The following is a 21,204-nucleotide window of genomic DNA, read 5'->3' on the forward strand; positions in this document are numbered from 1 at the left end:
GGTATGAAACTCCTTGTCACCGGCATGGCTGGTTTTATCGGCCATGCTGTCGCTAAGCGTCTGGCCGGTCAGGGTCATGACTTAGTAGGTATTGATAATCTCAACGACTACTACGATGTAGCACTGAAGCATGCTCGTTTGTCCGATCTGATTAAATGTGATGATGTACGCTTTATCGAGCTGGATCTTGCAGATAGCGAAGGTATGTCAGCATTGTTTGCAGCTGAACAATTTGATCGAGTTATTCACTTGGCCGCCCAGGCAGGGGTACGTTACTCACTGGATAACCCGCACGCCTATGCTGAGTCTAACCTGGTGGGCCACCTGAATGTCCTAGAGGGGTGTCGTCGTCATAGCATTGAGCATTTGGTTTACGCTTCCTCCAGTTCGGTTTATGGCATGAACGAAAAGGTACCCTTTGCGACTCACGATGCCGTCGATCACCCCATCAGCCTGTATGCTGCGACCAAGAAAGCCAATGAGTTGATGGCGCATACTTATTCGCACCTGTACGAACTGCCTACAACTGGCCTGCGATTTTTCACTGTTTATGGCCCATGGGGCCGACCGGATATGGCGCCGTTCAAGTTTACTCAAGCGCTACTGGAAGGTAAGCCTATACAGGTAAATAACCACGGCGATATGCAACGCGACTTTACCTATATCGATGATATCGTCGAGGGAGTAGTGCGGATCCTCGACGTTATACCTGCCTCAGGCAACAGTACTTCGGCGCCAGATACTAGCACAGCACCTTATGCCCTCTATAATATTGGCAACGGCAGCCCCGTAGCACTGATGGATTTTATCCGGGCGATTGAGCGCGCGACTGGCTGTGACGCTAAATGTGATTTTCGCGGAATGCAGCCAGGTGATGTGCCACGTACCTGGGCGGATACAGAAGCCCTGTTTGATGCGACCGGTTATCGGCCACAGGTAGGCATTGAAGAAGGCGTCGCTCGCTTTGTTGAATGGTATCGAAACTTCTATCAAATTTAAGCTGTCATGAAAGGATGCAAGATGAAAGTAACTATTGCCGGCACCGGCTACGTTGGGCTTTCCAATGCCATGTTGCTGGCTCAGCATAATGACGTGGTGGCGGTGGATATCGTGCCGGAGAAGGTTGATCTGCTGAACCAGGGTATATCACCGATTGAAGATACCGAGATCAGTGATTTTCTGTCTAACCGCGAGCTGAGTTTTACTGCGACGCTGGATAAACGGCTTGCTTATCAGAATGCTGATTTTGTCATTATCGCCACACCCACGGATTACGATCCTAAAACCAATTACTTCAACACCCAAAGCGTTGAGGCGGTGATTGAGGATGTGTTGGCGATTAATCCTGATGCGGTGATGGTCATCAAGTCCACCGTGCCGGTGGGCTATACCGCTGAGGCCTGCGAGCGCTTTGGCACCCGCAACCTGATCTTCTCGCCGGAGTTTCTGCGCGAGGGCAAGGCGCTTTTTGATAACCTCCACCCATCGCGGATTATTGTCGGTGAGCGCTCTGATCGGGCGGAAACCTTTGCGGCACTGCTGAAGCAGGGCGCCATCAAGCAGGATATTGATGTGCTGTTTACTAACAGCACTGAGGCAGAGGCCATCAAGCTGTTTGCTAATACTTACCTGGCCATGCGGGTGGCGTACTTCAATGAGCTGGATACCTACGCCGAAACCCACGGGCTGGATACTCGCCAGATCATCGAAGGGGTAGGGCTGGACCCGCGCATCGGCAAGCACTACAACAACCCGAGCTTTGGCTATGGCGGTTATTGCCTGCCCAAGGATACCAAGCAGCTGCTGGCCAACTACGAAGATGTGCCCAGCAATATGGTGCAGGCGATTGTGGATGCCAACCGCACCCGCAAGGATTTTATTTCCGAGCAGGTACTCAAGCGCCAGCCTAAGATTGTGGGTGTTTACCGGCTGATCATGAAAACCGGCTCCGACAACTTCCGTGCCAGCGCCATGCAAGGGGTAATGAAACGCATCAAAGCCAAGGGCGTTGAAGTCATCGTATTTGAACCGGCGCTGGAAGAGGAGACTTTCTTCGGCTCTCGCGTGCTGCGCGATCTGGAAGCCTTCAAGCAGGAAGCGGATGTGGTGCTCTCCAATCGTATGGCGCCAGAGCTTGAGGATATCGCGAGCAAGGTTTACACCCGAGATCTGTTCGGAAGCGATTGAAAAGGTAATAATCGCGCGAAATACGACATTATCAAGATGTCATGAAGTGGTTCAGCCATTAGCTCACCAGAGTCGAGAACGGGCCATACCAAGAAAAAATTGGCATGGCCCGTTTTGTGTCTAGCGCCTACCTATTTTCGGTTTCGGAGCAAAGAATCCGGCCGTCAGGTGCTATTCATCCAACGAAAAGAAATCGTTGGCATTGTCTTCGAAGGCATCCGCAATCCGAATATACTGCTCAAACGTGCGCTGATCGCGATGTCCCGACACCCGCTTGATTTGCACATTACTACGACCGCGCAGGTGCGCCTCGGTAATAAACCCGGCCCGAAAGCTGTGCGGGCTATAGCCTTTGGCCGCCAACCCGGCTGTCTCAAGGGCTTTTTGCATACGCACATGGATATTCTGAGCCGACAAGCGTCCCGCGCCTATCCGACCGGCCAGACTCACCGCCCGAAAGATCGCGCCGCGCCGAATGTCACTGGCCTGCAGCCACGCTTCCAGTAGCCGCACCGGACAGTAGCGTGCCTTTTCGGAGGCCCGCACAATGCTTTTAGTTTCCACACGGCCCGATTTATTGGTTTTGCTGTGATGCACCGTCACGATGATACCTTCTGGCCGCCACTCAATATCATCAACGGTGATCGCTACGACTTCACTGCGCCGACACGCCCCGTAAAACGCCAGGGCGAACATGGCGGCATCGCGCAATCCATACAGCGTCTCCCGATCCAGGCTATCCAGCAGCGCATGCAATTCCTTTAGTCGTAGCGCCGGCGCCGAGGCTTGACGCATATCGCGGCTGCGCTTGATCCCTCGGATGACACTGCGCACCGCTATGGTCTTCACCGGAGACGGCAGGTCGTGATAGCGATGCCACATGTGCAGCGAATTAGCATAGCGTACGAGGGTGGCCGGCGCCTTTCCCAGGGCATTTTGCGCCGACAGGTAGTTTACTATCTCTGTCTCCGTTGCCGGTAAACAGCCCCCAGCTTGCTGATACACTTTCAAATCGGCCCGCATCGCCCGCACGGTATTGGGCGACACACTTTCGGAGAGCAAGCGTCGCGCATCTCGTGAGAGCCCAACAGTATCAACCGCGAACTCACCCTGGGTATTTTGGCCATGCGATTGAGATACCGGTGTGGACGGTGGCGTTGAACGTTTCCGCATATTGACCTCCCTCAGCCTGTTATTTGCAGCGCGACCAGGCGCTCAAAGAATGCGTCAGAAAAGGCGACATCCGCGCTCATGGCAACGGCTTGTTGCGTCGTCGTCTCATTAAAGCTAATGGCTACGTTAGACTCTGAACTCACCGTGTCACCGATATCGCCTGTGGCGACAGGTGAGTCAGCCGATGTGTCATCATCGCCATCAGCGGTTGCCTTTGTGCCTGTTGCTGCCGTGTCTTGCGCGTCGGTGGCTCTGGCGGTGTTGCCGACGGGCATTACCTTCGCCAGATCATCCGGGAGGTCATTGGTTAAGCGTCGCGCAAAACGGCGCAACCGCGTTTCATTCAACGCATAAAAATAGCAGGTGGCATCCCCATCGCCCTGGCGACGCATAATACGGCCCAGCACCTGTCTAAAAACTGTTCTGTGCGGACGTGACTTAGGTAACAACAGACCCGCAGTCGGGGAAGGTTAACGCCTTCTGAGACCATGCCAACCGACACAATCCACGGCGTCGTTGCACCACGAAACTCAGCCAGCCGGGCATGAGCACTCGGCTCTTGGCTGGTCACCAAACATACGTCGTGACCCGCGCTTTCGAGTTGCTGTGCGATGTCTTCAGCGTGAGTGATACTGGAGGCCACAACCAATCCCGCCGCACTTGGATCATCCTGGCGAAGGGCGTTTAACCGCGCGATGCCTAGCGACAACATATGGTCTTGAGGTGCTTGTTCGCGTACCACCCGGGCATACTGCACGGCGGGGTGCCGGAGTAGTTGGGCGATGCTGCCATACTGGCGTGCTTCTTTACGGCCTGTGATGTGATGCTCATGCGTCAACCCGGTCGCACGATTATCCACCAACGCAATTTGACATCCTCCCCTCCCATCGCGCTGACGCGACTCAGGAAGAGGATTCCCTTTCGGGTGATCACCGGTCGCCCGGTGGTCTGGTTCCTATTGCATATCATCAGCACACAGTACAAGCGGCATGGCACCAAACTCCGCGCCACAAAAGACCTCAAGCCGCTGCTGGCCGTAGCGAAGAAGTCCCGCAAGTATTACTGGCTCAAGGATTTTGACTCGATTGCCTTGCAACAAGCCTGCATTAACCTCGATCAGGCTTTCCAGAACTTCTTTGACCCTAAGAGCTTATTTCAAAACCCTTGAAATCAAGCATTAATATCCTAAGCTCGATCCATTATGGCTAAGAAAATCGTACCTGATGAGCTCTGGAACATTGTTGAACCGCTTTTACCACCTGAACCGCCCAAGCACGAAGGTGGTAGGCCACGTATTTCTAATCGTGCCGCATTGACAGGCATTCTGTTTGTACTCAAATCAGGCATTCCTTGGGAGATGTTGCCACAGGAAATGGGATGCGGTTCCGGTGTAACCTGTTGGCGACGACTGCGTGATTGGCACGACGCCGGCGTCTGGGAAAAGCTTCACCAGACGTTGCTAAGTCATTTACAGGAAGCCGAACAACTCGACTGGGACCGTGCCTGCATGGACAGTGCTTCCATCAAGGCAAAAAAAGGGGATCTGCCACTGGGCCAAACCCAGCGGATCGCGGACGACCCGGCACAAAGCGGCACCTTCTGACTGACCGACAAGGAACCCCTTTGGCAGTTGTTCTATCAGGTGCCAACATGCATGACAGCATTCCTTTATCTGTTCTATTGGATACGATAAAACCTGTTGCAGGTCGATCTGGTCGCCCACGTCAAAGGCCCACCAAGCTTCACGCCGATAAGGCTTATGACTTTGCACGCTGTCGTCGTGCCTGTCGCCGACGGCATATTCAAGCGCGTATAGCCAGACGTGGTGTAGAAGACACGCAGCGCTTGGGGCGTCATCGCTGGGTAGTTGAGCGCACCTTTGCCTGGTTGGAGCAGATGAGACGACTTGCAACACGGTACGAGCGGCGAACCGATATACACTATGCATTCACGTTAATCGGATGTTCGCTGATTTGTTTTAATCGTCTCAAAAGACAGTTTTGAAATGAGTTCTAAGTTGCCTGCTCGCTATCCGAGGTTCAAGCGCAAGCACGGCAAGCAATCGAGCTATCACTGTACTGGCATCAAGCTCGGTCAGGGCGAGATCAAGCTACCAAAGCTCACGCCGATTAAAGCGCGTATCCATCGTGACATCACCGGCACGCTGAAAAGCATTACCTTGACCCGCACCACCACCGGCAAATACTACGCCTCGGTGCTGGTCGATGACGGAGAGGAAGCCCCAGCATCGCTGCAAACAGTGGGCACCGTACTGGGTGTGGACATGGGGCTGACACACTTGGCCATCGACTCGGAAGGTAACAAGACGGCCAACCCCCGCTTCCTCAAGCAGGCGCGCGCCAACCTACGCCGCAAGCAGAAAGCACTCTCCCGCTGCCAGAAAGGCAGCAAAGGCCGTGCGAAAGCACGGCTCAAGCTCGCCAAGGCGCACGAGCGTCTGGCGAATACCCGTGCTGACTTCCAGCACAAGCTGTCTCGACAACTCATTGACGATAACCAAGCGGTGGTGGTGGAGACCTTGAAAGTCAAAAACATGCTGAAAAACCGCAAGCTGGCCAAGCACATTGCCGATGCCAGTTGGTACGGCCTGATCCAAAAGCTGGCGTACAAGGCAGACGCCCAGGGCAAGCACCTGGTCAAAATCGACCAGTGGTTTGCCAGCACCAAGACCTGTGCTGGCTGCGGCCACAAGGTCGATAAGATGCCGCTCAGCATTCGCACCTGGGATTGCCCTGGTTGCGGCACAAAAGGCATTGACCGTGACATTAACGCCGCGATCAACATTCGCCAGCAGGGCATTATCAAACTACGAGCCGAAGGACTGTCGGTTCCTGCCAACGGAGGCATGCGTCAATCCGGCCACGCGTCGGTTGCTGCCTAAGAAGTTGGAAGCCTCGCCCGTGGCGCGTCAGCGCTTAGGGTGGGGAGCAGTCACGTGTATTGACGATGCACACTTGAAAAACACGCTTTGCCAAATCAATCCCAATCACCGTATGCTGATGCATGACTCTTCCCCTCTTCCCATTGATGTATGTGTTCACTATCAATGTAGCTCGTTGAAGCTTCAGGAGGGGAGGAGTCCCTTTCATTGGGGAGTGTCAGCGCTGTTAACAGGGCTTTCTTCTGAAACTCTTGAAACTCTGGAGTGTCTTAATCCTGCAAACGATGCCCAGTTCTGGGAGCAAGAACCCGGTAGGCCTTTCGCAGATAGCGAGTTAGTTGCAGCCGCTCGGATGACGGTTGGAGTGCTTCTTCCAGAGGAGCAAACTCAGATCTTTGGCTTGATTCGTAATCTAAGTAAGAACTCCACTGATGAACTGGACGCGTTAGCCAATACCTTGGTTAAGGATTTCATGGAAATTGGTAAACCCTATGACCAAGGCTATTGGGTAGCAGCCTGGCTTCGCCGACAGCTTGGGCTAGGTAAAAGTGACGTTGTTAAACCGGCCGAACTGCTAAAATCCTGGGGTGTGCAAATCCAGAGCTTTGAAATGCCTGAGAGCAAGCTGGACGCTCTTGCCTGTTGGGGAAGGCTCCATGGCCCCGCAATTTTGGTGAACAAATCTGCTGAAAGCACACCGGCTCATGTTCATGGTGAGAATTCAACGCTTGCCCATGAAATCTGCCACTTGCTTTTGGATCGAAAGGGCGCATTGCCTGTTGCTGAAGTTTTGAATGGTAATACGCCAGAGCGTCTGGAAAAACGAGCAAGAGCATTTGCTGCGGAGCTTTTGTTGCCCAGATATGTGGCCTCGGACGCTGTGCGGCACGCCGTGGTACTGAAAGACGCTGTTGCTGATTTGCTAGAGATGTATACAGTCAGTAATGAGCTGATCTGCTGGCAAATTATTAATTCAGACATTTATACCACGCTGTTAGAGAGGGAACAGAGCTGGCTGCACAGGCAGGTTGGGCGCAAGGCCTGAAGAGAAACCTGACGGTGATGCGGGCTTCACAACGGATTCTATTTAACTCCAAGGAAAAGGAGCCTCGATGAAGCTGGATATCTTGTGTAAAACTGTATTGACTATTCCCATGACAGCCCATGACAGCCCATGACCGGATGGTGTTGGTGTTGAAACCCCATTATCCGGGCATCAGGCTTTCTGTTCTATAAATTTGACGACATGTAGCAACAAGGTTCCCTGCCAGGTCCAGGCCTGGGGAGACAGCCCATACTTCCATGAGGCCTATCGACGTGCAGGACGACAATAGAGAAACGCAGGTGTTCATACATCAAAATCATCAAGCTGAGAGCTTGCATCCTGCCGCACAATATTGGGGAAGGCGCGAGACACCGCTTTTGTGGTCGCTAGGTCACGAAGGTTGTAGTGCAATAGAGACGCCACTAGCCGGGCCTGAGCCGCATCCCGCTGTCGTTTTACGGGATCGCGATCGGCGCGTTGGCTAGTAAACCATTTGTGCAGAGCGAATGCGCGCGGGTCAACGGTCGCCAAGCGTAGCGGCATGCCGCGATCATCGAAGACGATTGCCTCAAAATGGGGGAGGCCACCAGCCATTTCAGAGACTCGATGGTGACCGGCGTTAAGTCATCACTGTCGAGCAGTCGCTCAAAGTCGTTGATGTGTAGCGGGTCGCTATTGCCCTGTGTGATGAAGTCGACACGGTAACCCTTCTGGTTGGCAGCGCAGAAGGTATAGGCTGCATCCGAGAGCCGCTCAAAACTCCGGTCAGTGCGTTTTAATAGCGAAAGAAGTCCCTCCGGCTTAACTTGTGCAGCAATTCTGACCCCTTGGCGTGCATCCATTAGTACGTCAATATCTGCCGTAGCCAGGTGCTCAGGTTCGATTAAGACACCAGCCCTGGCTTCAAAGGCATAGAGCGCGTTGGTACCGATGATTCGATAGGGCACCTGTTGTACTTGTAGTGCTCGAATCACTCGGGCGGCCGTCCGAGGGAAGCGGTTAAGCCGGTTGGCTCGAACGTAAGCCGCATGAAGTGACAGTTGCTCTTTGAGACTGGCTTCTCGGGCCTTATGGGTGGCTTTGCGCTCATCGAACGACACCTTGAGGGATTCGGTCTCTGCCGAGCGTGGGCCGAGGGAGTGATTCTTGCCATGGGAGTAGGCGCGATATAGGTACTCGCGTCCAGCAATGCCCTTCCAGTGCATCGAGCCTTCGACGTGGCGTGCCTGGCTGCGCAGCGCCTCCAGAGCCCCAAAGAGTTGGTGGGTGTTGGTCACGATCTTGGCTTGTTCCGGCTGATATGCGCTGTACACCATATAGCCTCCGTCTGGTGTCTTTGCGTTGACATCCGCGCTTCGCGCTTCGCGACTCAGGAAGGGGTTTGACGCGCTTCTGGGTAATTTAACTAAATCTATCAAATAACGCCAGGAGATTTAGTTAAAGAGTGCCGGTATCGCCCAGCCGGAGGCTCCTGAGACGTGGGAAGCCTTGCCCGACGGGCGGGAGCAGTCACGGGCGACACTTGACCTAACAATGCAAGTGCATTACTTTGTGCATTGTTTTGAGAGGTGATGACATGATTCCTGCGATTGAAGATGATTCCACCCTGACGGATCGGTACCAAACCACCGTGCCGGCCTCGATCCGCCGTGTACTGAATCTGGGTAAGCGTGACCGCATTCATTATTCGGTTCGAGAGAACGGCGAGGTAGTGCTGACTAGGGCAGGTGAGACTCGGGCGGAAGACCCAGTGATTAGTGAGTTTCTGGCCTTTCTGGGGCGTGACACGCTAAGAAACCCTGGCCTGATTCGCCCGGTGACCGCGGACACCTTTGCTGAAGCTCAACGGCTGACCAAGGGCATGGTAGTAAATCTCGACGAAGCTCTGCCAGATGATGATGACGAATGAGTCCGCTTAACATTAACGGATGGACGCTCTTTGCCCATCCGTTGTTTCTGGAACAAGTGGCGGCCTTGACCGAGCGTGTTCAGCAGCAGAAAGCCAAAGACCCTGGCGGGTATCAGAAGAAAGCGCCCGCCAAGCGATTGGCAGCGATTACCAAGCTGGCGCTTGAGGATATTCCAAGGGACCCCACTAACCCAGCGTTCCGGCAGGGAAATACACTGGGCAGTGACCGAGCTCACTGGTACCGCGCCAAGTTTTACCAGCAGTACCGGCTTTTTTTTCGGTTTGATACGGCGAGTAAAATCCTGATCTACGCGTGGGTCAATGATGAATCCACCAAACGGGCGTATGGCAGCAAACAGGACGCTTACGCCGTTTTTCGTAAGATGCTGGACGCTGGCAACCCACCCGATAGCTGGGACTCACTATGGCATGCATCGCGGAGTAATTTCAGAATTATTTGTTCAGTTTTTTCAAGCAGTCAAGGCAGCAGCGTTTCCACGTCAAACGCCACTATTTGGCGCTCAATGCTGGAAAACTCAACGCCGATCAAATGAAGAGGCTTACCACTGGCGAGGTGCTTATCGGCATAGCCTTTGGCCTTAATCTGCGCAAGCGCTTTTCCTTCGGGCAGCTGCTCTACCACCTTGAACTCGAACAGGTAAAGGTGCCCGCCGAAGTCGACGGTCATGTCCACCCGGCCGTGGTGGCTAGCGTCCTCTACGGTGACGGCGAGCCCCAGAGCGGCGAAGTGGCTGTAGAAGATGCTCGCGTAGTGGCCTTCATATTTGGCAATCGGGTTGTTGCGGTACCAATCATGGGGCAAGCCGGCGTAGAGTGCCCTTAGATGGGCTTCCAGGCCCACCAGGTCATGGCGATGCAAGTGTTTGTATAGTGTACGGCGCTGGTGAGGAGCGTTTTTCATTCCCAATGACGGCAACAAGGCGTGGTTCAGGCTGGTCTCTACCTCACGGTTGGGAAAGCCCAGAGTGTACTGACGGTATCCCAGCATAGGCTCCTGAACATCCTTGATAGTCAGGTAGCCGGTCTGGAACAGCAGGGCGTCGGTGCTGATGTCATCGACGTCGAACTGATTGAGGAGCTCGTACTCTGTCTCCCACTGATCCAGCTGAGGCGTGAAGACCCCACGCTGCTTGAGGATATTCACCAGGAAAGTGGGCGTGGCACTTTCGAACCAGTAGGGACCGAACTTACGCTTTTGCAGCAACAGCAGCACATCAAAGGGGTTGTAGACCGATGTCACATCAGGACTGCCCCAGCGGTAGCCGTTGTACCAGGTGCGGATGGTGTCACGATCCAGGCCGGGCAGCTCCTGGGCAAATACCGTGTCAATGTCGGCATCGGTATAGCCGCAGATCGTGCTGAAGGGGGCATCCAAGGTGATGTCGTTAAGATTGTTCAGCCCCGAGAAGAGGCTTACTTTGCTGAACTTGGACACCCCAGTGATCAGCACCAGATGCAGGTGAGGATCAGCGTCCTTGATCACGCTGTAGAGATTTTTCAGCCCCTCGCGCAGTTCACACGCCCGGTCGGTATCGAGGATATTATCCAGAATCGGTTTGTCGTATTCGTCGATCAGCACCACTGCCCGTTTACCATGGCGCCGGTGGGTTTGGTGAATCAGCTCCCGAAAGCGGCCAGCAATGGAGGTGTTGCGTAGAGAGACGCCTTGCGCCTCAGCTTGAGCATTGAGTAGTTCGTGGGTGTGAATGTCGAGAGCATCGCGGCTGGTGAGCATGCCATCGCCAAAGCTCAGACGAATCACTGGGTGAGTCTGCTGCCAATCCCAGTCGTCGTGGATGTGGAGTCCCTCGAACAGCGACTGGCGGCCCTCGAACAAGCAGCGCAGAGTGTCGAGCAGCAGGCTCTTGCCAAACCTGCGCGGGCGGGAGAGAAAGTAATACTTGTTCTGGTTGACCAGTGTCTCTATGAACGGCGTTTTATCGACATAGTAGTAGCCCCCTTCACGTATATCCGAAAAGGTCTGAATTCCGATAGGCAGTTTGCGATGTTGGACCGAGGACATAGGATTTCCTGAGGCTCAGAGAAGGAAACGGCTCGATACATACTAGCTTATTCATCCGGCAATCAAATAGGCTTCTGGCAATACTTTTAAGATCAAACCTTTGCATGCGTTTTTTCACATCTGAAAGGTTGCCGGGTTACTATTTTGTTGATGAGGGACGTTATACTGATGAAGAACTGAACTAACGTCAGACACCGTTGAGCGGTGTGTTCAGCATCGAGAATGCGTCGACGGATAGAAAAGGGGTGCAACAGGCCGTGGATCGGGTAGTTGCGATTATTCAGGCCGACCCGAATAAGGAACGGATCGACAAGATCATTACCCGGTGGCTGAAGCGTCACCTGCAGCGGCTCAGAGCTGAGTTGACCTCCTCCCCTCCCTCAGCTTCTTAGGAAGCTGCCGCCTACGGCGGAAAGGAAGGGGATTCCCTGGTTGTCGCCTTCCAGGTTCCTGCTTCACAGCCCGTTGCCCTTGGTGATAGCACCGCCGGTCTTACATAAGCTCCACAGGCTTAACCTCCCGTGAGCCCCACGGTAGTTTTTTTTTCATGCTGGCGGAGCTTGTCAGCTCCCGCCAGAATGGCTTTGCCCGATTGCAAAATATTGCAGGCGGCGTTCACGTCGCGGTCGATACCTTGGGTGCCGCAGCCTGGACAATCCCAGGTACGCACGTTGAGCGGCATCTTCTCGGCGATATGGCCACAGTGAAAGCAGCGTTTTGAGCTGGGATACCATTTGTCGATTTGGACGAAATCGCGCCCGTACCGCTCAGCCTTGTACGCCAGTTGTTGCGTGAGTTGATGCCAGCTCACGTCGCTAATGGCCTTGGCCAGCTTGCGGTTTTTCAGCATGTTTTTGATCTGTAAACTTTCGGCAGCAATAACTTGGTTCTCGTGAATAAGCTGCGTAGAAAGTTTATGGGTGGCATCGCGGCGCTGATCGGCCAATTTGGCATGCGCCTTGGCCACCCGATGCCGCGCTTTAGCACGGTTATTCGAGCCTTTCTGTTTACGGGACAGGTTTCGTTGCGCCCGCGCCAGCTTGCGCTCAGTAAGCCGCAGGAAGCGGGGATTGGAGACTTTATCGCCATCGCTGGTGATGACGCGGTGCGTCAGCCCCAGGTCGATACCCACCATCTTCGGTGTCACGGGCAGCGGTGTGGCCGCTTCTTCCACCAAGAAACTAACGTGGTAACGGCCAGCAGTGTCACAGCTGACAGTAATGCTGGTCGGCTGACCGGAAAAATACCGGCTCCAACGAATGCTTAGTGGATCTTTGTGCTTGGCCAGCCACAGCTGACCATCGCGCCAGCGAAAGCCGTTGGCCATATACGTCGCGGACTGTTTGCGCTGCTTTTTCTTGAAAGTTGGATAGCGCGCCTGGCCTTTAAAGAAGTTGCTAAACGCGCGATCCAGATGTCGGAGCGACTGCTGCAAGCAGACATTGGATACTTCGGCCAGAAACGCCGTTTCCGGTTGTTTCTTGAGAACAGTGAGCGCTTTGGCCGTGGCGTTATAGTTCATGCGTTCCTGACGCTCGAACCAGGCATTGGTGCGCTGGCGGAGGAAGTGGTTGTAAACGTACCGCACACAGCCAAACGTCCGGGCAAGCTGCTCGGCTTGCTCAGACGTGGGATAAAACCGATAACGGTAGGCGCGATGTACGGTTGTCACGTTTATGATATAACGCAGTAAATATAGCATGTCAACCAAGAGGCGCTACGCGCCTCGCGCTATCCTTCCTCGCACTCAAAGTACGAGGTTTGACGCGCACTTGATCAACGTCCGATATAGTCCGCTGTCGAGCGCTCCGCGGAGCAGCAGAGCACCGCCATCACTGGTGGTGCGTACTGACTACGAGACTATGGAGTTTCTTGATTAAATCGGGGTTGATGTTAGTCCCAAATTGGGATAGTATGCCTCTGTATAGGGGGCTACATGAGAATAATATCGACAAAAAATCTAAAGGATTTCTGGGAACAGCATCCTGACGCCAAAGGCTCGCTGGAGGCCTGGGTCGACGAAGTAAAGCACGCCGAGTGGCGAAGTTCGCATGACATCAAGGCGAGATATCCAAAAGCTAGCATATTGGGTAATAAGCGCGTCGTATTCGACATCAAAGGCAACGACTACCGACTCATCGTGAGCGTTGCCTATCGATTCGGTGCGGTCTATATCAAGTTCATCGGCACCCACGCTGATTATGACAAAGTGGACGCCGAGACAGTTGAAGTGGAGTGATCCTATGAATATTCGCCCGATTCACACTGAGGCCGACTACAAGGCTGTGCTGCGCGAGGTATCCACATATTTCGACAACGAGCCCGAACCCGGCACCGAGGACGGCGACCGCTTCGATATTCTACTGACCCTGGTCGAAGCTTACGAAGCAAAGCAATTCCCTGTGGACTTGCCTGATCCCATTGAGGCGATCAAGTTCCGCATGGAGCAGGAGGGACTTACCGCTAAAGATCTGGAGCCAGCCATCGGCAAGCGCAACCGTGTTTACGAGATACTCAACGGTAAGCGCAACCTGACCCTGATCATGGTCTGGAAGCTACACGAGATGTTCGGTATTCCGGCTGAAAGCTTAATCAAGCCTCCACGCGATACTCACTCCGCCTGATCAAAATGCGAGTCAAACCTCGTACTTTCAGTGCGAGGAAGGAAAGCGCGAGGCGCGTAGCGCCTCTTTTTGACAGGTTATTTATATTACGCTAGGTTTTGTACATGACCACTGTACGTCGCGCTTACAGACCCCAGTGATCAGCACCAGATGCAGGTGAGGATCAGCGTCCTTGATCACACTGTAGAGATTTTTCAGCCCCTCGCGCAGTTCACACGCCCGGTCGGTATCGAGGATATTATTCAAAATCGGTTTGTCGTACTCGTCGATCAGCACCACTGCCCGTTGGCCATGGCGCCGGTGGGTTTGGTGAATCAGCTCCCGAAAGCGGCCAGCAATGGAGGTGTTGCGTAGAGAGACGCCTTGCGCCTCAGCTTGAGCATTGAGTAGTTCGTGGGTGTGGATGTCGAGAGCATCGCGACTGGTGAGCATGCCATCGCCAAAGCTCAGACGGATCACTGGGTGAGTCTGTTGCCAATCCCAGTCGTCGTGGATGTGGAGTCCCTCGAACAGCGACTGGCGGCCCTCGAACAAGCAGCGCAGAGTATCGAGCAGCAGGCTCTTGCCAAACCTGCGCGGGCGGGAGAGAAAGTAATACTTGTTCTGGTTGACCAGTGTCTCTATGAACGGCGTTTTATCGACATAGTAGTAGCCCCCTTCACGTATATCCGAAAAGGTCTGAATTCCGATAGGCAGTTTGCGATGTTGGACCGAGGACATAGAATTTCCTGAGGCTCAGAGAAGGAAACGGCTCGATACATACTAGCTTATTCATCCGGCAATCAAATAGGCTTCTGGCAATACTTTTAAGATCAAACCTTTGCATGCGTTTTTTCACATCTGAAAGGTTGCCGGGTTAGGGTCTGTTGACGTATATGGAGTCCTCCGCGTTTGCAAGCACTAGGCACGATGAGCGGTAGGTACGACTGCACACGTATATCCGGTCTCGTTAATGATGCCAGAGGCATCGATCCTCGACCAAGGCTGGTACGAGATTCGGCGCCAGCTTGAGTACAAGATGGCATGGACCGGGGGCCTGTTTGTGGCGGTGCCACCGCATCACACGAGCCAGACCTGCCCAGCCTGCTTGTACAAGTCGGCAGACAACCGCAAGACTCAGGCGAGTTTTCTTTGCACGCACTGCGGTTACGCCGAAAACGCCGATGTCGTGGGAGCTATCAACGTACTTCACCGAGGCCTCGATCTACTCGAAGCCTCGAACCAGTAAGACCTGATCAGGGCGGGACGACGCCCGTAGCGCCTGTGAAGTGAGTGGTGCAGTAGGGCCGCCAGCAGCAGGAACCAGACCACCGGGCGACCAGTGGTCACCCGAAAGGGAATCCTCTTCCTGAATCGCGTCAGCGCGAAGGGATGGGAGGATGTCAAACCTCTAAGCCTTGCTAGTACGCGGGTGGCACCACCGCCACCGCCTTTGATGCGTTGTGTCTGTGCGCCTCTGATGCCGTGCTCGATGGCAGTGGCAATGCGGTCCATCACTTCATTGATCTCGGCAAGACTTTCGGTACGGTCTTTGACCGGTATATAGGTCAGGTCGATATCGACCGACAGGCGTGGCAGATCGCGGTAAAATAGGTTGATGGCTGTACCGCCTTTCAGGGCGAAAATGTCTTCCTTGGCTACATAGGGGAGAATGTGCACGAGCAGGGCGATCTTTGCTTCGTAAGCTTCACGCGCCATCGGCTGTCTCCGTTATCGCAAATTCTTTAGGCACCATGATGCGGTAACGAGGATGTATCCTGCCGCCTTTGACCAGAGCACGGTCGCCGCTTCCGAGGTTGAACTCCTGTGGGTCGAGGCGTTTGCGCCATTGGTGGTTGTGATGGTCAGCAAATACGAAGAACAGCCGCGTAACCTTGATCTTCCTGCAACTGTGAAGCAGCGCCGTCAGGATGCGTGGGCGCAGGGTTGTCAGGCTTTCAAACACCATGTCGAGATTGTGGAAGCTCTCATGGTCGGGCAGTTCGTCCATGACTTCCAGGATTGCTCGTTCGGGCGATGACATCCTTAGTTGCCAGTCCCAGGGCAGAGTGCTGGCGGCGTCGTCCTGGGTGAGACCGAGCGCAGGATCGGAAAAAAGGTGCGTGGTGCGCGTTTCTAGAGGTGCGTTCAGCGGTAGCCTGGCCAGCCAGCTCGGTATGTCTTTGCCATAGACCCAAACCGGAGCGTTCCCGCCCAGTGGCAAATAATGGTTATAGCCTTGCTGTGCGAGCGCTGTCATGCCTCCGATATGGACATTGTAGCCCATGATGTGCTGTGTCGAGAGCAGGCAGATCTTCCAGTCGATTGTATCGGGTTTTCCTGTGCCTGGCGCCGGGCGCAGGAAAACACCGCGGGTCACGCGCTCCAGCCAGCCCCGATCAACATATTTGCGCGTGAGGAAGCGGCTGATTTCATGGCGTTCCAGCCAGTCAGAGTCAATCATGAAGCCGGGAGGGACGGCTTCGAGAGTACTCTTTTAACCCGGCACCCGTGCCGGGCGCTACTTCATCAGCTGCCTGTGTGATTTCGCGCCAGTAGCACTCCCGATCACGCTAAAAACAGTAGGTATTGACCTCGATCTGAGCGATCTGCTCATCACCAGCGATGGCGTAAAATCCGGCAATCCACGTCACCTGAAACGCTACGAAGCGCAGCTGGCCTACTTGCAGCGCCGGTTGGCGAAGAAGCAGAAAGGTTCAAAAAAACCGCAACAAGCACCGCCAGAAACCACTACACGGCCGCCCATTCGAGGTGGCTTTTTTGTAGCGATAAGGTGGGATCAGTGCTGCGTCTCGGCTCGCAGCTTTTCGACTTCTTCAACCGGCAGTTCTTCGATGTCTGCGATCAGCCGATCATTCATTTCGGTCAGTGCAATCAGCTTGCGGGCCGCATTACGTTTGCTTTCTAACGAACGTTGCTCGGCTTCCTTTACGCGCTGTTCGGCTTCCTCAAGGGTTTCCCGACGTCCTTCTTGAACTGCTTTTTCTCGCTCAACGCGCTCAATCGTGTTGACGTAAGGCATGTGCTTCTCCTCCTGTATGGCGTTAACCGCCTGTACAAACTCGGGTTCCAGGGCCTTGGGCAACTGGAGCATCCAATCGATAATGTTAAACAGTCTCACGATCTGCTCGCGGCTGTGACCTCGTTCATACAGTAGCCGCATCAGGGCAATCTTGACATCCTTGCGCTTAGGTATTAATCCGGCAATCAAATAGGTTTCTGTCAATGCATTTGAAATCAGATTGTTGCATGCATTTTTTCACACCTGAAAGGTTGCCGGGTTAATAACTACCTGTCTATATGAAACCGATTATTCGGGAGCCCTGGTGGGGAGTGGACGTATGCGACCTGTCTAGATATGATGCATTAATGTAGCAATATCGCTGCACGTCAGTAGGGAGGCCAGGCTATGAGTGCTGAAGCAATCATTGAGTCGTCCGAATATGACGCGCCGGAGACCTGGCCAAGCCAGCTGTTGGAAATGCCGATAGCTGACGCGCATAGGGAGGTGCTGAAGCAGCACTGACGCCGCCTGGCGCCGGAATGGAAGATCGCTTGTTGAGTAGGGTACGCAAGCTTATGGTGCCAGTGTCTCTACATCAAACGCTGTGATCTGTCGTTCGGTACTGGAAAACTCGATCCCCACCAGGTGAATAGGCTTGCCGCGGGCAAGGTACTTGTCGGCATAGCCTTTAGCTTTGATCTGTTCCAGCGCCTTACCTTGGGGTTCCTGTTCCACTACCTTGAATTCAAATAGGTAGAGTTGGCCGCCAAAGTCGACGGTCATATCGACTTTGCCTTTGTGGCTGGCATCTTCGACGATGACGCCCACGCCCAGGGCGGCAAAATGGCTGTAGAAGACGCTGGCATAATGGCCTTCATATTGGGCAATCGGGTTGTTGCGGTACCAGTCGTGGGGCAAGCCCGCATAAAGAGATTTCATATGTGCTTCAAGACCCGCCATATCAGCAGCTTTCAATAAACGCGGCAAGCGGAATACCAGTTCATCAAACGTGTGGTGGCTTAGTCCAAGAATAGGCAATAAGGCTTCGTTGAGGCTGATTTCCACTTCCAGGTTCGGTAAACCCAGTTTATAAAGCGGACGATGGGGGACTTCTTCATGAACCCCTTGCAGCGTCAGATAACCTGTTTGGAAGAGTAAGGCATCAGTGGCGATATCATCCACATCAAAGCGGCTGAGCAATGCGGGCCGGCTGTGCCAAGCCGTCAGCGCCGGTGTGAATATGCCGCGCTCTTTCAATAGGTTGACCAGAAACGTCGGGGTAGCACTTTCAAACCAGTAGGGGCCGAATTCACGCTCTTCAAGCAATAGAAGAACATCAAAAGGATTGTAAACACTTGGGGCTTCCTGCCCTCCCCAATGGTAGCCGTTATACCAGCGGCGGATCTCTTCGCGGTCAAGGTCGGCGAGCGCCGGTGCAAACACCGTATCGATATCGTGATCGGTATAGCCGCAGATAGTGGCATAGTCGGATGATAAGGTGATGTCCCTGAGGTTGTTCAGCCCCGAAAACAGGCTGACCTTGCTGAACTTAGAGACCCCAGTGATCAGCACCAGGTGCAGGTGAGGATCAGCGTCCTTGATCACGCTGTAGAGGTTTTTCAGTCCCTCGCGTAGCTCTCGGGCACGCTCGTGTGCCAGGATATTGTCGAGGATGGGCTTATCGTATTCGTCGATCAGCACCACTGCTCGTTGGCCATGGCGCCGATGGGTTTGGTGAATCAGCTCCCGAAAGCGGCCAGCAATGGAGGTGTTGCGTAGAGAGACGCCTTGCGCCTCAGCTTGGGCATTGAGTAGTTCGTGGGTGTGGATGTCGAGAGCATCGCGACTGGTGAGCATGCCATCGCCAAAGCTCAGACGGATCACTGGGTAAGTCTGCTGCCAATCCCAGTCGTCGTGGATGTGGAGTCCCTCGAACAGCGACTGGCGGCCCTCGAACAAGCAGCGCAGAGTGTCGAGTAGTAGGCTCTTACCAAACCTGCGCGGGCGGGAGAGAAAGTAATACTTGTTCTGGTTGACCAGTTTCTCTATGAACGGTGTTTTATCGACGTAGTAATAGCCCCCTTCACGTATATCCGAAAAAGTCTGAATTCCGATAGGCAGTTTGCGATGTTGGACCGAGGACATAGGATTTCCTGAGGCTCAGAGAAGGAAACGGCTCGACACATATTAGCTTATTCATCCGGCAATCAAATAGGCTTCTGGCAATACTTTTAAGATCAAACCTTTGCATGCACTTTTTATTAAATCCCATTGTGCGTAGGCGCAAATACACAGAATTCTGCGCTGAAATTGAAGGTCCCAAAAAGCTTTTGTGACACCCTCGATTGGGCGAAGGTTTACGCGGAGTGTGCTAAGCGCGAAGCGCAGGCGGGGTGTGTCACGTTGTTTCATCGGTAAGCCGTGTTGGCTGCTATTGGCATGTTGTCTACGGAGCTCATGACAGAGGGTGTCAGCGTTGGGGCGATGGGCTTGTCTTGTTGCCATAACCAGTCAGCAATTTCACCTGAGGGCCGGTAGTCGAGCGGAGCTTCAAGCAGCACACTGCGCAGTGCCTGGTGATCAAAATGATCGCAGGCTAGCTGCAGGCGGTCGAGTAGGGCGGTGAGTTCGTGCCAGGGTAAGCGTCTTTCATGGGCTGTCATGATGCGTGAGTGAGCAGTTTCACTGACATTATCCCCAATCAACAGTTCTTCATAGAGCTTCTCCCCGGGCGCAGGCCGGTGAACCGAATCTCAATATCCCCTTGTTTTGGGTGGCCAATGGGCTCAAGGCTATCGTCGCTCTGGGGGAAGGCAGGTTCCAGGCCTGACAGCCGGATCATATGAGACGCCAACTCGGCAATTTTCACAGGCTCGCCCATATCCAGCACGAAGACATCGCCACCGCGGGCCATGGCACCGGCCTGAATCACCAGTTGGGCGGCTTCGGGAATAGTCATGAAGTAGCGAGTGATGTTGGGGTGGGTGACGGTGACAGGCCCCCTTCAGCAATCTGGCGGCGGAAAAGAGGTACCACCGAGCCGCTGGAGCCCAAGACGTTGCCAAAGCGCACCATTGAAAACAGCGTGGTGTCTTGTTTCTCTCCCAGCGCCTGGCACACCAGCTCGGCAAGACGCTTGCTGGCCCCCATGACATTGGTGGGGCGCACTGCTTTATCAGTGGAAATCAGGGTGAAGGCATTAACGCCCGCGGCAATCGCCGCCTGTGCACAGGCCAGGGTGCCCAGGACGTTATTGCTGAGCCCTTCAATCATGTTGTGCTCAACCATGGGCACATGCTTGTATGCCGCTGCATGGTAGACGGTGTCAACATGAAAGAAGCGCATAATGGCTTCCAGGCGTGAGCGGTGCTGAACAGACCCTTGCAGCGCGCGAATGGTGATATCGATACCGTTGGTTTTGGCAAGGGCCAAAAGCTCTGCCTCAATCTGGTAAAGCCCGTATTCGGAAATTTCCAGCAGCAACAGCTGGCGCGGCTGTTGGTAGAGAATCTGCCGGCATAACTCACTGCCGATAGACCCGCCGGCGCCGGTGACCATGACTGTTTTGGAACGGATATTAGCGCTGAGCAGATCCGGGTCTGCGGGTACGGGATCGCGGCCAAGCAGGTCCTCCACCGCCACATCACGCAGCTCTGACACGCGGGCTTTGCCGGATACTAGGTCTGAGGTGCTGGGCACGCTCTGAACAGGCACTGACAGCGGTTCCAGCACCTGTAAAATTTCCCGCCGCCGTGCACGGCTCACGCTGGGCATGGCCAGCAGAATCTTATCAACCCCGTAGCGTTCGACAATGTTGTTGATCCGGTGGGGCGGGTAGACCTTCAACCCTTGTATAAAGGCCCCGTTTAGCGCGCTGCTGTCATCGATAAAAGCAACGGGTTCGTGTTCTCGGCCATGGCTGAGAGATACGACCAATTGCCGGCCAGAGGTTCCTGCCCCGTAAACTAGAACACGTTCTTTGTAGCGTAACTGGTTTTTGAGGTAAAGAGCTCTAAGGACGAAACGCGCTCCACCAATGGTCAGCAGAGCCAGCATGGCGTAAATAAACGGTACGGAACGCGGTACGGGCAGCTGCATCATATAATTGACAGCGATCAATGACACTGCTGACGCGCCGATGCCGATGGCGACCGTTTGGAAGGCGTGCATGCCCATGTAGCGGATCACCGCACGGTAGAACCCCAGCCGAATAAAGATAATCAGGCTGACAGGCAGTAGCACTGGGAGTACCCACCATACTCTGGGCACTGTGATGAAGGACCAGGTATCTAAGCGCAGCAACATCGCCAGGAAAA

Annotated in this window: 20 protein-coding genes and 4 pseudogenes; 11 read left to right on the forward strand and 13 right to left on the reverse strand. The window is 54.2% G+C overall.

Annotated features, from left to right (window positions below):
* Positions 1-3: 3 nt before the first annotated feature.
* Together HLB35_RS07755 and HLB35_RS07760 are read left to right on the forward strand one after the other, a co-directional pair.
* Positions 4-999 (forward strand): NAD-dependent epimerase, encoded by a 996-nt coding sequence (locus tag HLB35_RS07755; RefSeq protein WP_171702123.1) that lies wholly within the window; start codon positions 4-6, stop codon positions 997-999.
* A gap of 21 nt (positions 1,000-1,020) precedes the next feature.
* Positions 1,021-2,187 (forward strand): nucleotide sugar dehydrogenase, encoded by a 1,167-nt coding sequence (locus tag HLB35_RS07760; protein ID WP_171702124.1) that lies wholly within the window; start codon positions 1,021-1,023, stop codon positions 2,185-2,187.
* Between the two features lie 171 nt (positions 2,188-2,358).
* Here HLB35_RS07760 and HLB35_RS07765 read toward each other — a convergent pair whose 3' ends face one another.
* Both HLB35_RS07765 and HLB35_RS07770 read right to left on the reverse strand, forming a co-directional pair.
* On the reverse strand, positions 2,359-3,360 hold the full coding sequence (locus tag HLB35_RS07765) for a site-specific integrase (protein WP_171702125.1): 1,002 nt from the start codon (positions 3,358-3,360) through the stop codon (positions 2,359-2,361).
* 11 nt (positions 3,361-3,371) lie between these two features.
* Positions 3,372-3,767 (reverse strand): hypothetical protein, encoded by a 396-nt coding sequence (locus HLB35_RS07770; protein ID WP_171702126.1) that lies wholly within the window; start codon positions 3,765-3,767, stop codon positions 3,372-3,374.
* 368 nt (positions 3,768-4,135) lie between these two features.
* Here HLB35_RS07770 and HLB35_RS17115 point away from each other — a divergent pair, with 368 nt between their 5' ends.
* The 4 genes from HLB35_RS17115 (at position 4,136) to HLB35_RS07790 (ending at position 7,307) form a co-directional block, all read left to right on the forward strand.
* Entirely contained in the window at positions 4,136-4,528 is a 393-nt protein-coding gene (locus HLB35_RS17115; RefSeq protein WP_235937035.1) for a hypothetical protein, read from the forward strand.
* A 33-nt stretch (positions 4,529-4,561) separates the two neighbouring features.
* Positions 4,562-5,364, forward strand: a protein-coding gene (locus tag HLB35_RS07780) for an IS5 family transposase (RefSeq protein ID WP_171702127.1) whose coding sequence is annotated in 2 segments (ribosomal slippage) — positions 4,562-4,898 and positions 4,898-5,364 — 804 coding nt in all. Because the reading frame shifts where the segments join, the coding sequence is not laid out codon by codon here.
* Positions 5,365-5,377: 13 nt separating this feature from the next.
* Positions 5,378-6,262, forward strand: coding sequence for an RNA-guided endonuclease InsQ/TnpB family protein (locus HLB35_RS07785; protein WP_235937036.1), 885 nt, complete (start codon positions 5,378-5,380; stop codon positions 6,260-6,262).
* A 73-nt stretch (positions 6,263-6,335) separates the two neighbouring features.
* On the forward strand, positions 6,336-7,307 hold the full coding sequence (locus HLB35_RS07790) for an ImmA/IrrE family metallo-endopeptidase (protein ID WP_216601434.1): 972 nt from the start codon (positions 6,336-6,338) through the stop codon (positions 7,305-7,307).
* A 303-nt stretch (positions 7,308-7,610) separates the two neighbouring features.
* On the opposite strand, the pseudogene HLB35_RS07800 reads toward HLB35_RS07790, so the two are convergent.
* A pseudogene (locus tag HLB35_RS07800) lies at positions 7,611-8,623 on the reverse strand (GSU2403 family nucleotidyltransferase fold protein).
* Positions 8,624-8,883: 260 nt separating this feature from the next.
* Between HLB35_RS07800 and HLB35_RS07805 the strand changes: the two are divergent.
* Both HLB35_RS07805 and HLB35_RS07810 read left to right on the forward strand, forming a co-directional pair.
* Positions 8,884-9,216, forward strand: coding sequence for a type II toxin-antitoxin system PrlF family antitoxin (locus HLB35_RS07805; RefSeq protein ID WP_171702130.1), 333 nt, complete (start codon positions 8,884-8,886; stop codon positions 9,214-9,216).
* Positions 9,213-9,770 carry a type II toxin-antitoxin system YhaV family toxin gene (locus HLB35_RS07810; RefSeq protein WP_171702131.1) on the forward strand — a complete coding sequence of 186 codons (558 nt, stop codon included), beginning with the start codon at positions 9,213-9,215 and terminating at the stop codon, positions 9,768-9,770. Before HLB35_RS07805 ends, HLB35_RS07810 begins: the two co-directional genes overlap by 4 nt.
* Here HLB35_RS07810 and HLB35_RS07815 read toward each other — a convergent pair.
* A complete protein-coding gene (locus HLB35_RS07815; protein ID WP_171702132.1) occupies positions 9,695-11,260 on the reverse strand; it encodes an ATP-binding protein in 1,566 nt (521 codons plus the stop codon). The two genes, HLB35_RS07810 and HLB35_RS07815, sit on opposite strands and share 76 nt — an antisense overlap.
* A 511-nt stretch (positions 11,261-11,771) precedes the next feature.
* Positions 11,772-12,962, reverse strand: a complete 1,191-nt coding sequence (locus HLB35_RS07820; protein ID WP_216601454.1) for an RNA-guided endonuclease TnpB family protein — start codon at positions 12,960-12,962, stop codon at positions 11,772-11,774.
* A gap of 234 nt (positions 12,963-13,196) precedes the next feature.
* Here HLB35_RS07820 and HLB35_RS07825 point away from each other — a divergent pair, with 234 nt between their 5' ends.
* Together HLB35_RS07825 and HLB35_RS07830 are read left to right on the forward strand one after the other, a co-directional pair.
* Positions 13,197-13,499 (forward strand): type II toxin-antitoxin system HigB family toxin, encoded by a 303-nt coding sequence (locus HLB35_RS07825; RefSeq protein WP_171702133.1) that lies wholly within the window; start codon positions 13,197-13,199, stop codon positions 13,497-13,499.
* 4 nt (positions 13,500-13,503) lie between these two features.
* Positions 13,504-13,884 carry a helix-turn-helix domain-containing protein gene (locus HLB35_RS07830; protein WP_171702134.1) on the forward strand — a complete coding sequence of 127 codons (381 nt, stop codon included), beginning with the start codon at positions 13,504-13,506 and terminating at the stop codon, positions 13,882-13,884.
* A gap of 123 nt (positions 13,885-14,007) precedes the next feature.
* Here HLB35_RS07830 and HLB35_RS07835 read toward each other — a convergent pair.
* Positions 14,008-14,604, reverse strand: a pseudogene (locus HLB35_RS07835) (AAA family ATPase); the annotation flags it as partial.
* Positions 14,605-14,839: 235 nt separating this feature from the next.
* Between HLB35_RS07835 and HLB35_RS18830 the strand changes: the two are divergent.
* Positions 14,840-15,112, forward strand: a complete 273-nt coding sequence (locus HLB35_RS18830; RefSeq protein WP_422822432.1) for an RNA-guided endonuclease InsQ/TnpB family protein — start codon at positions 14,840-14,842, stop codon at positions 15,110-15,112.
* Here the strand turns inward: HLB35_RS18830 and HLB35_RS17120 are convergent.
* The 7 genes and pseudogenes from HLB35_RS17120 to HLB35_RS07865 all read right to left on the reverse strand — a co-directional run bounded on the left by HLB35_RS17120 (position 15,073) and on the right by HLB35_RS07865 (position 21,193).
* A complete protein-coding gene (locus tag HLB35_RS17120) occupies positions 15,073-15,582 on the reverse strand; it encodes a nucleotidyl transferase AbiEii/AbiGii toxin family protein (protein WP_235937037.1) in 510 nt (169 codons plus the stop codon). The two genes, HLB35_RS18830 and HLB35_RS17120, sit on opposite strands and share 40 nt — an antisense overlap.
* A complete protein-coding gene (locus HLB35_RS07850) occupies positions 15,572-16,087 on the reverse strand; it encodes a type IV toxin-antitoxin system AbiEi family antitoxin domain-containing protein (RefSeq protein WP_268895896.1) in 516 nt (171 codons plus the stop codon). Before HLB35_RS07850 ends, HLB35_RS17120 begins: the two co-directional genes overlap by 11 nt.
* Positions 16,088-16,090: 3 nt before the next feature.
* A pseudogene (locus HLB35_RS17850) lies at positions 16,091-16,342 on the reverse strand (AbiEi antitoxin N-terminal domain-containing protein); the annotation flags it as partial.
* A 321-nt stretch (positions 16,343-16,663) separates the two neighbouring features.
* The gene (locus tag HLB35_RS16465) at positions 16,664-17,095 is read right to left on the reverse strand and encodes a hypothetical protein (protein ID WP_216601436.1); all 432 of its coding nucleotides are present in this window, start codon (positions 17,093-17,095) and stop codon (positions 16,664-16,666) included.
* A 366-nt stretch (positions 17,096-17,461) separates the two neighbouring features.
* Entirely contained in the window at positions 17,462-19,033 is a 1,572-nt protein-coding gene (locus HLB35_RS07860) for an ATP-binding protein (RefSeq protein WP_171702138.1), read from the reverse strand.
* Positions 19,034-19,296: 263 nt separating this feature from the next.
* Positions 19,297-19,593, reverse strand: coding sequence for a hypothetical protein (locus HLB35_RS17125; RefSeq protein WP_235937038.1), 297 nt, complete (start codon positions 19,591-19,593; stop codon positions 19,297-19,299).
* Positions 19,590-21,193, reverse strand: a pseudogene (locus HLB35_RS07865) (polysaccharide biosynthesis protein). The gene HLB35_RS17125 and the pseudogene HLB35_RS07865 overlap by 4 nt, the downstream one beginning before the upstream one ends.
* Positions 21,194-21,204: the final 11 nt, after the last annotated feature.

Source organism: Vreelandella azerica (genome assembly GCF_013112225.1).
Classification (GTDB): Bacteria; Pseudomonadota; Gammaproteobacteria; order Pseudomonadales; family Halomonadaceae; genus Vreelandella; species Vreelandella azerica.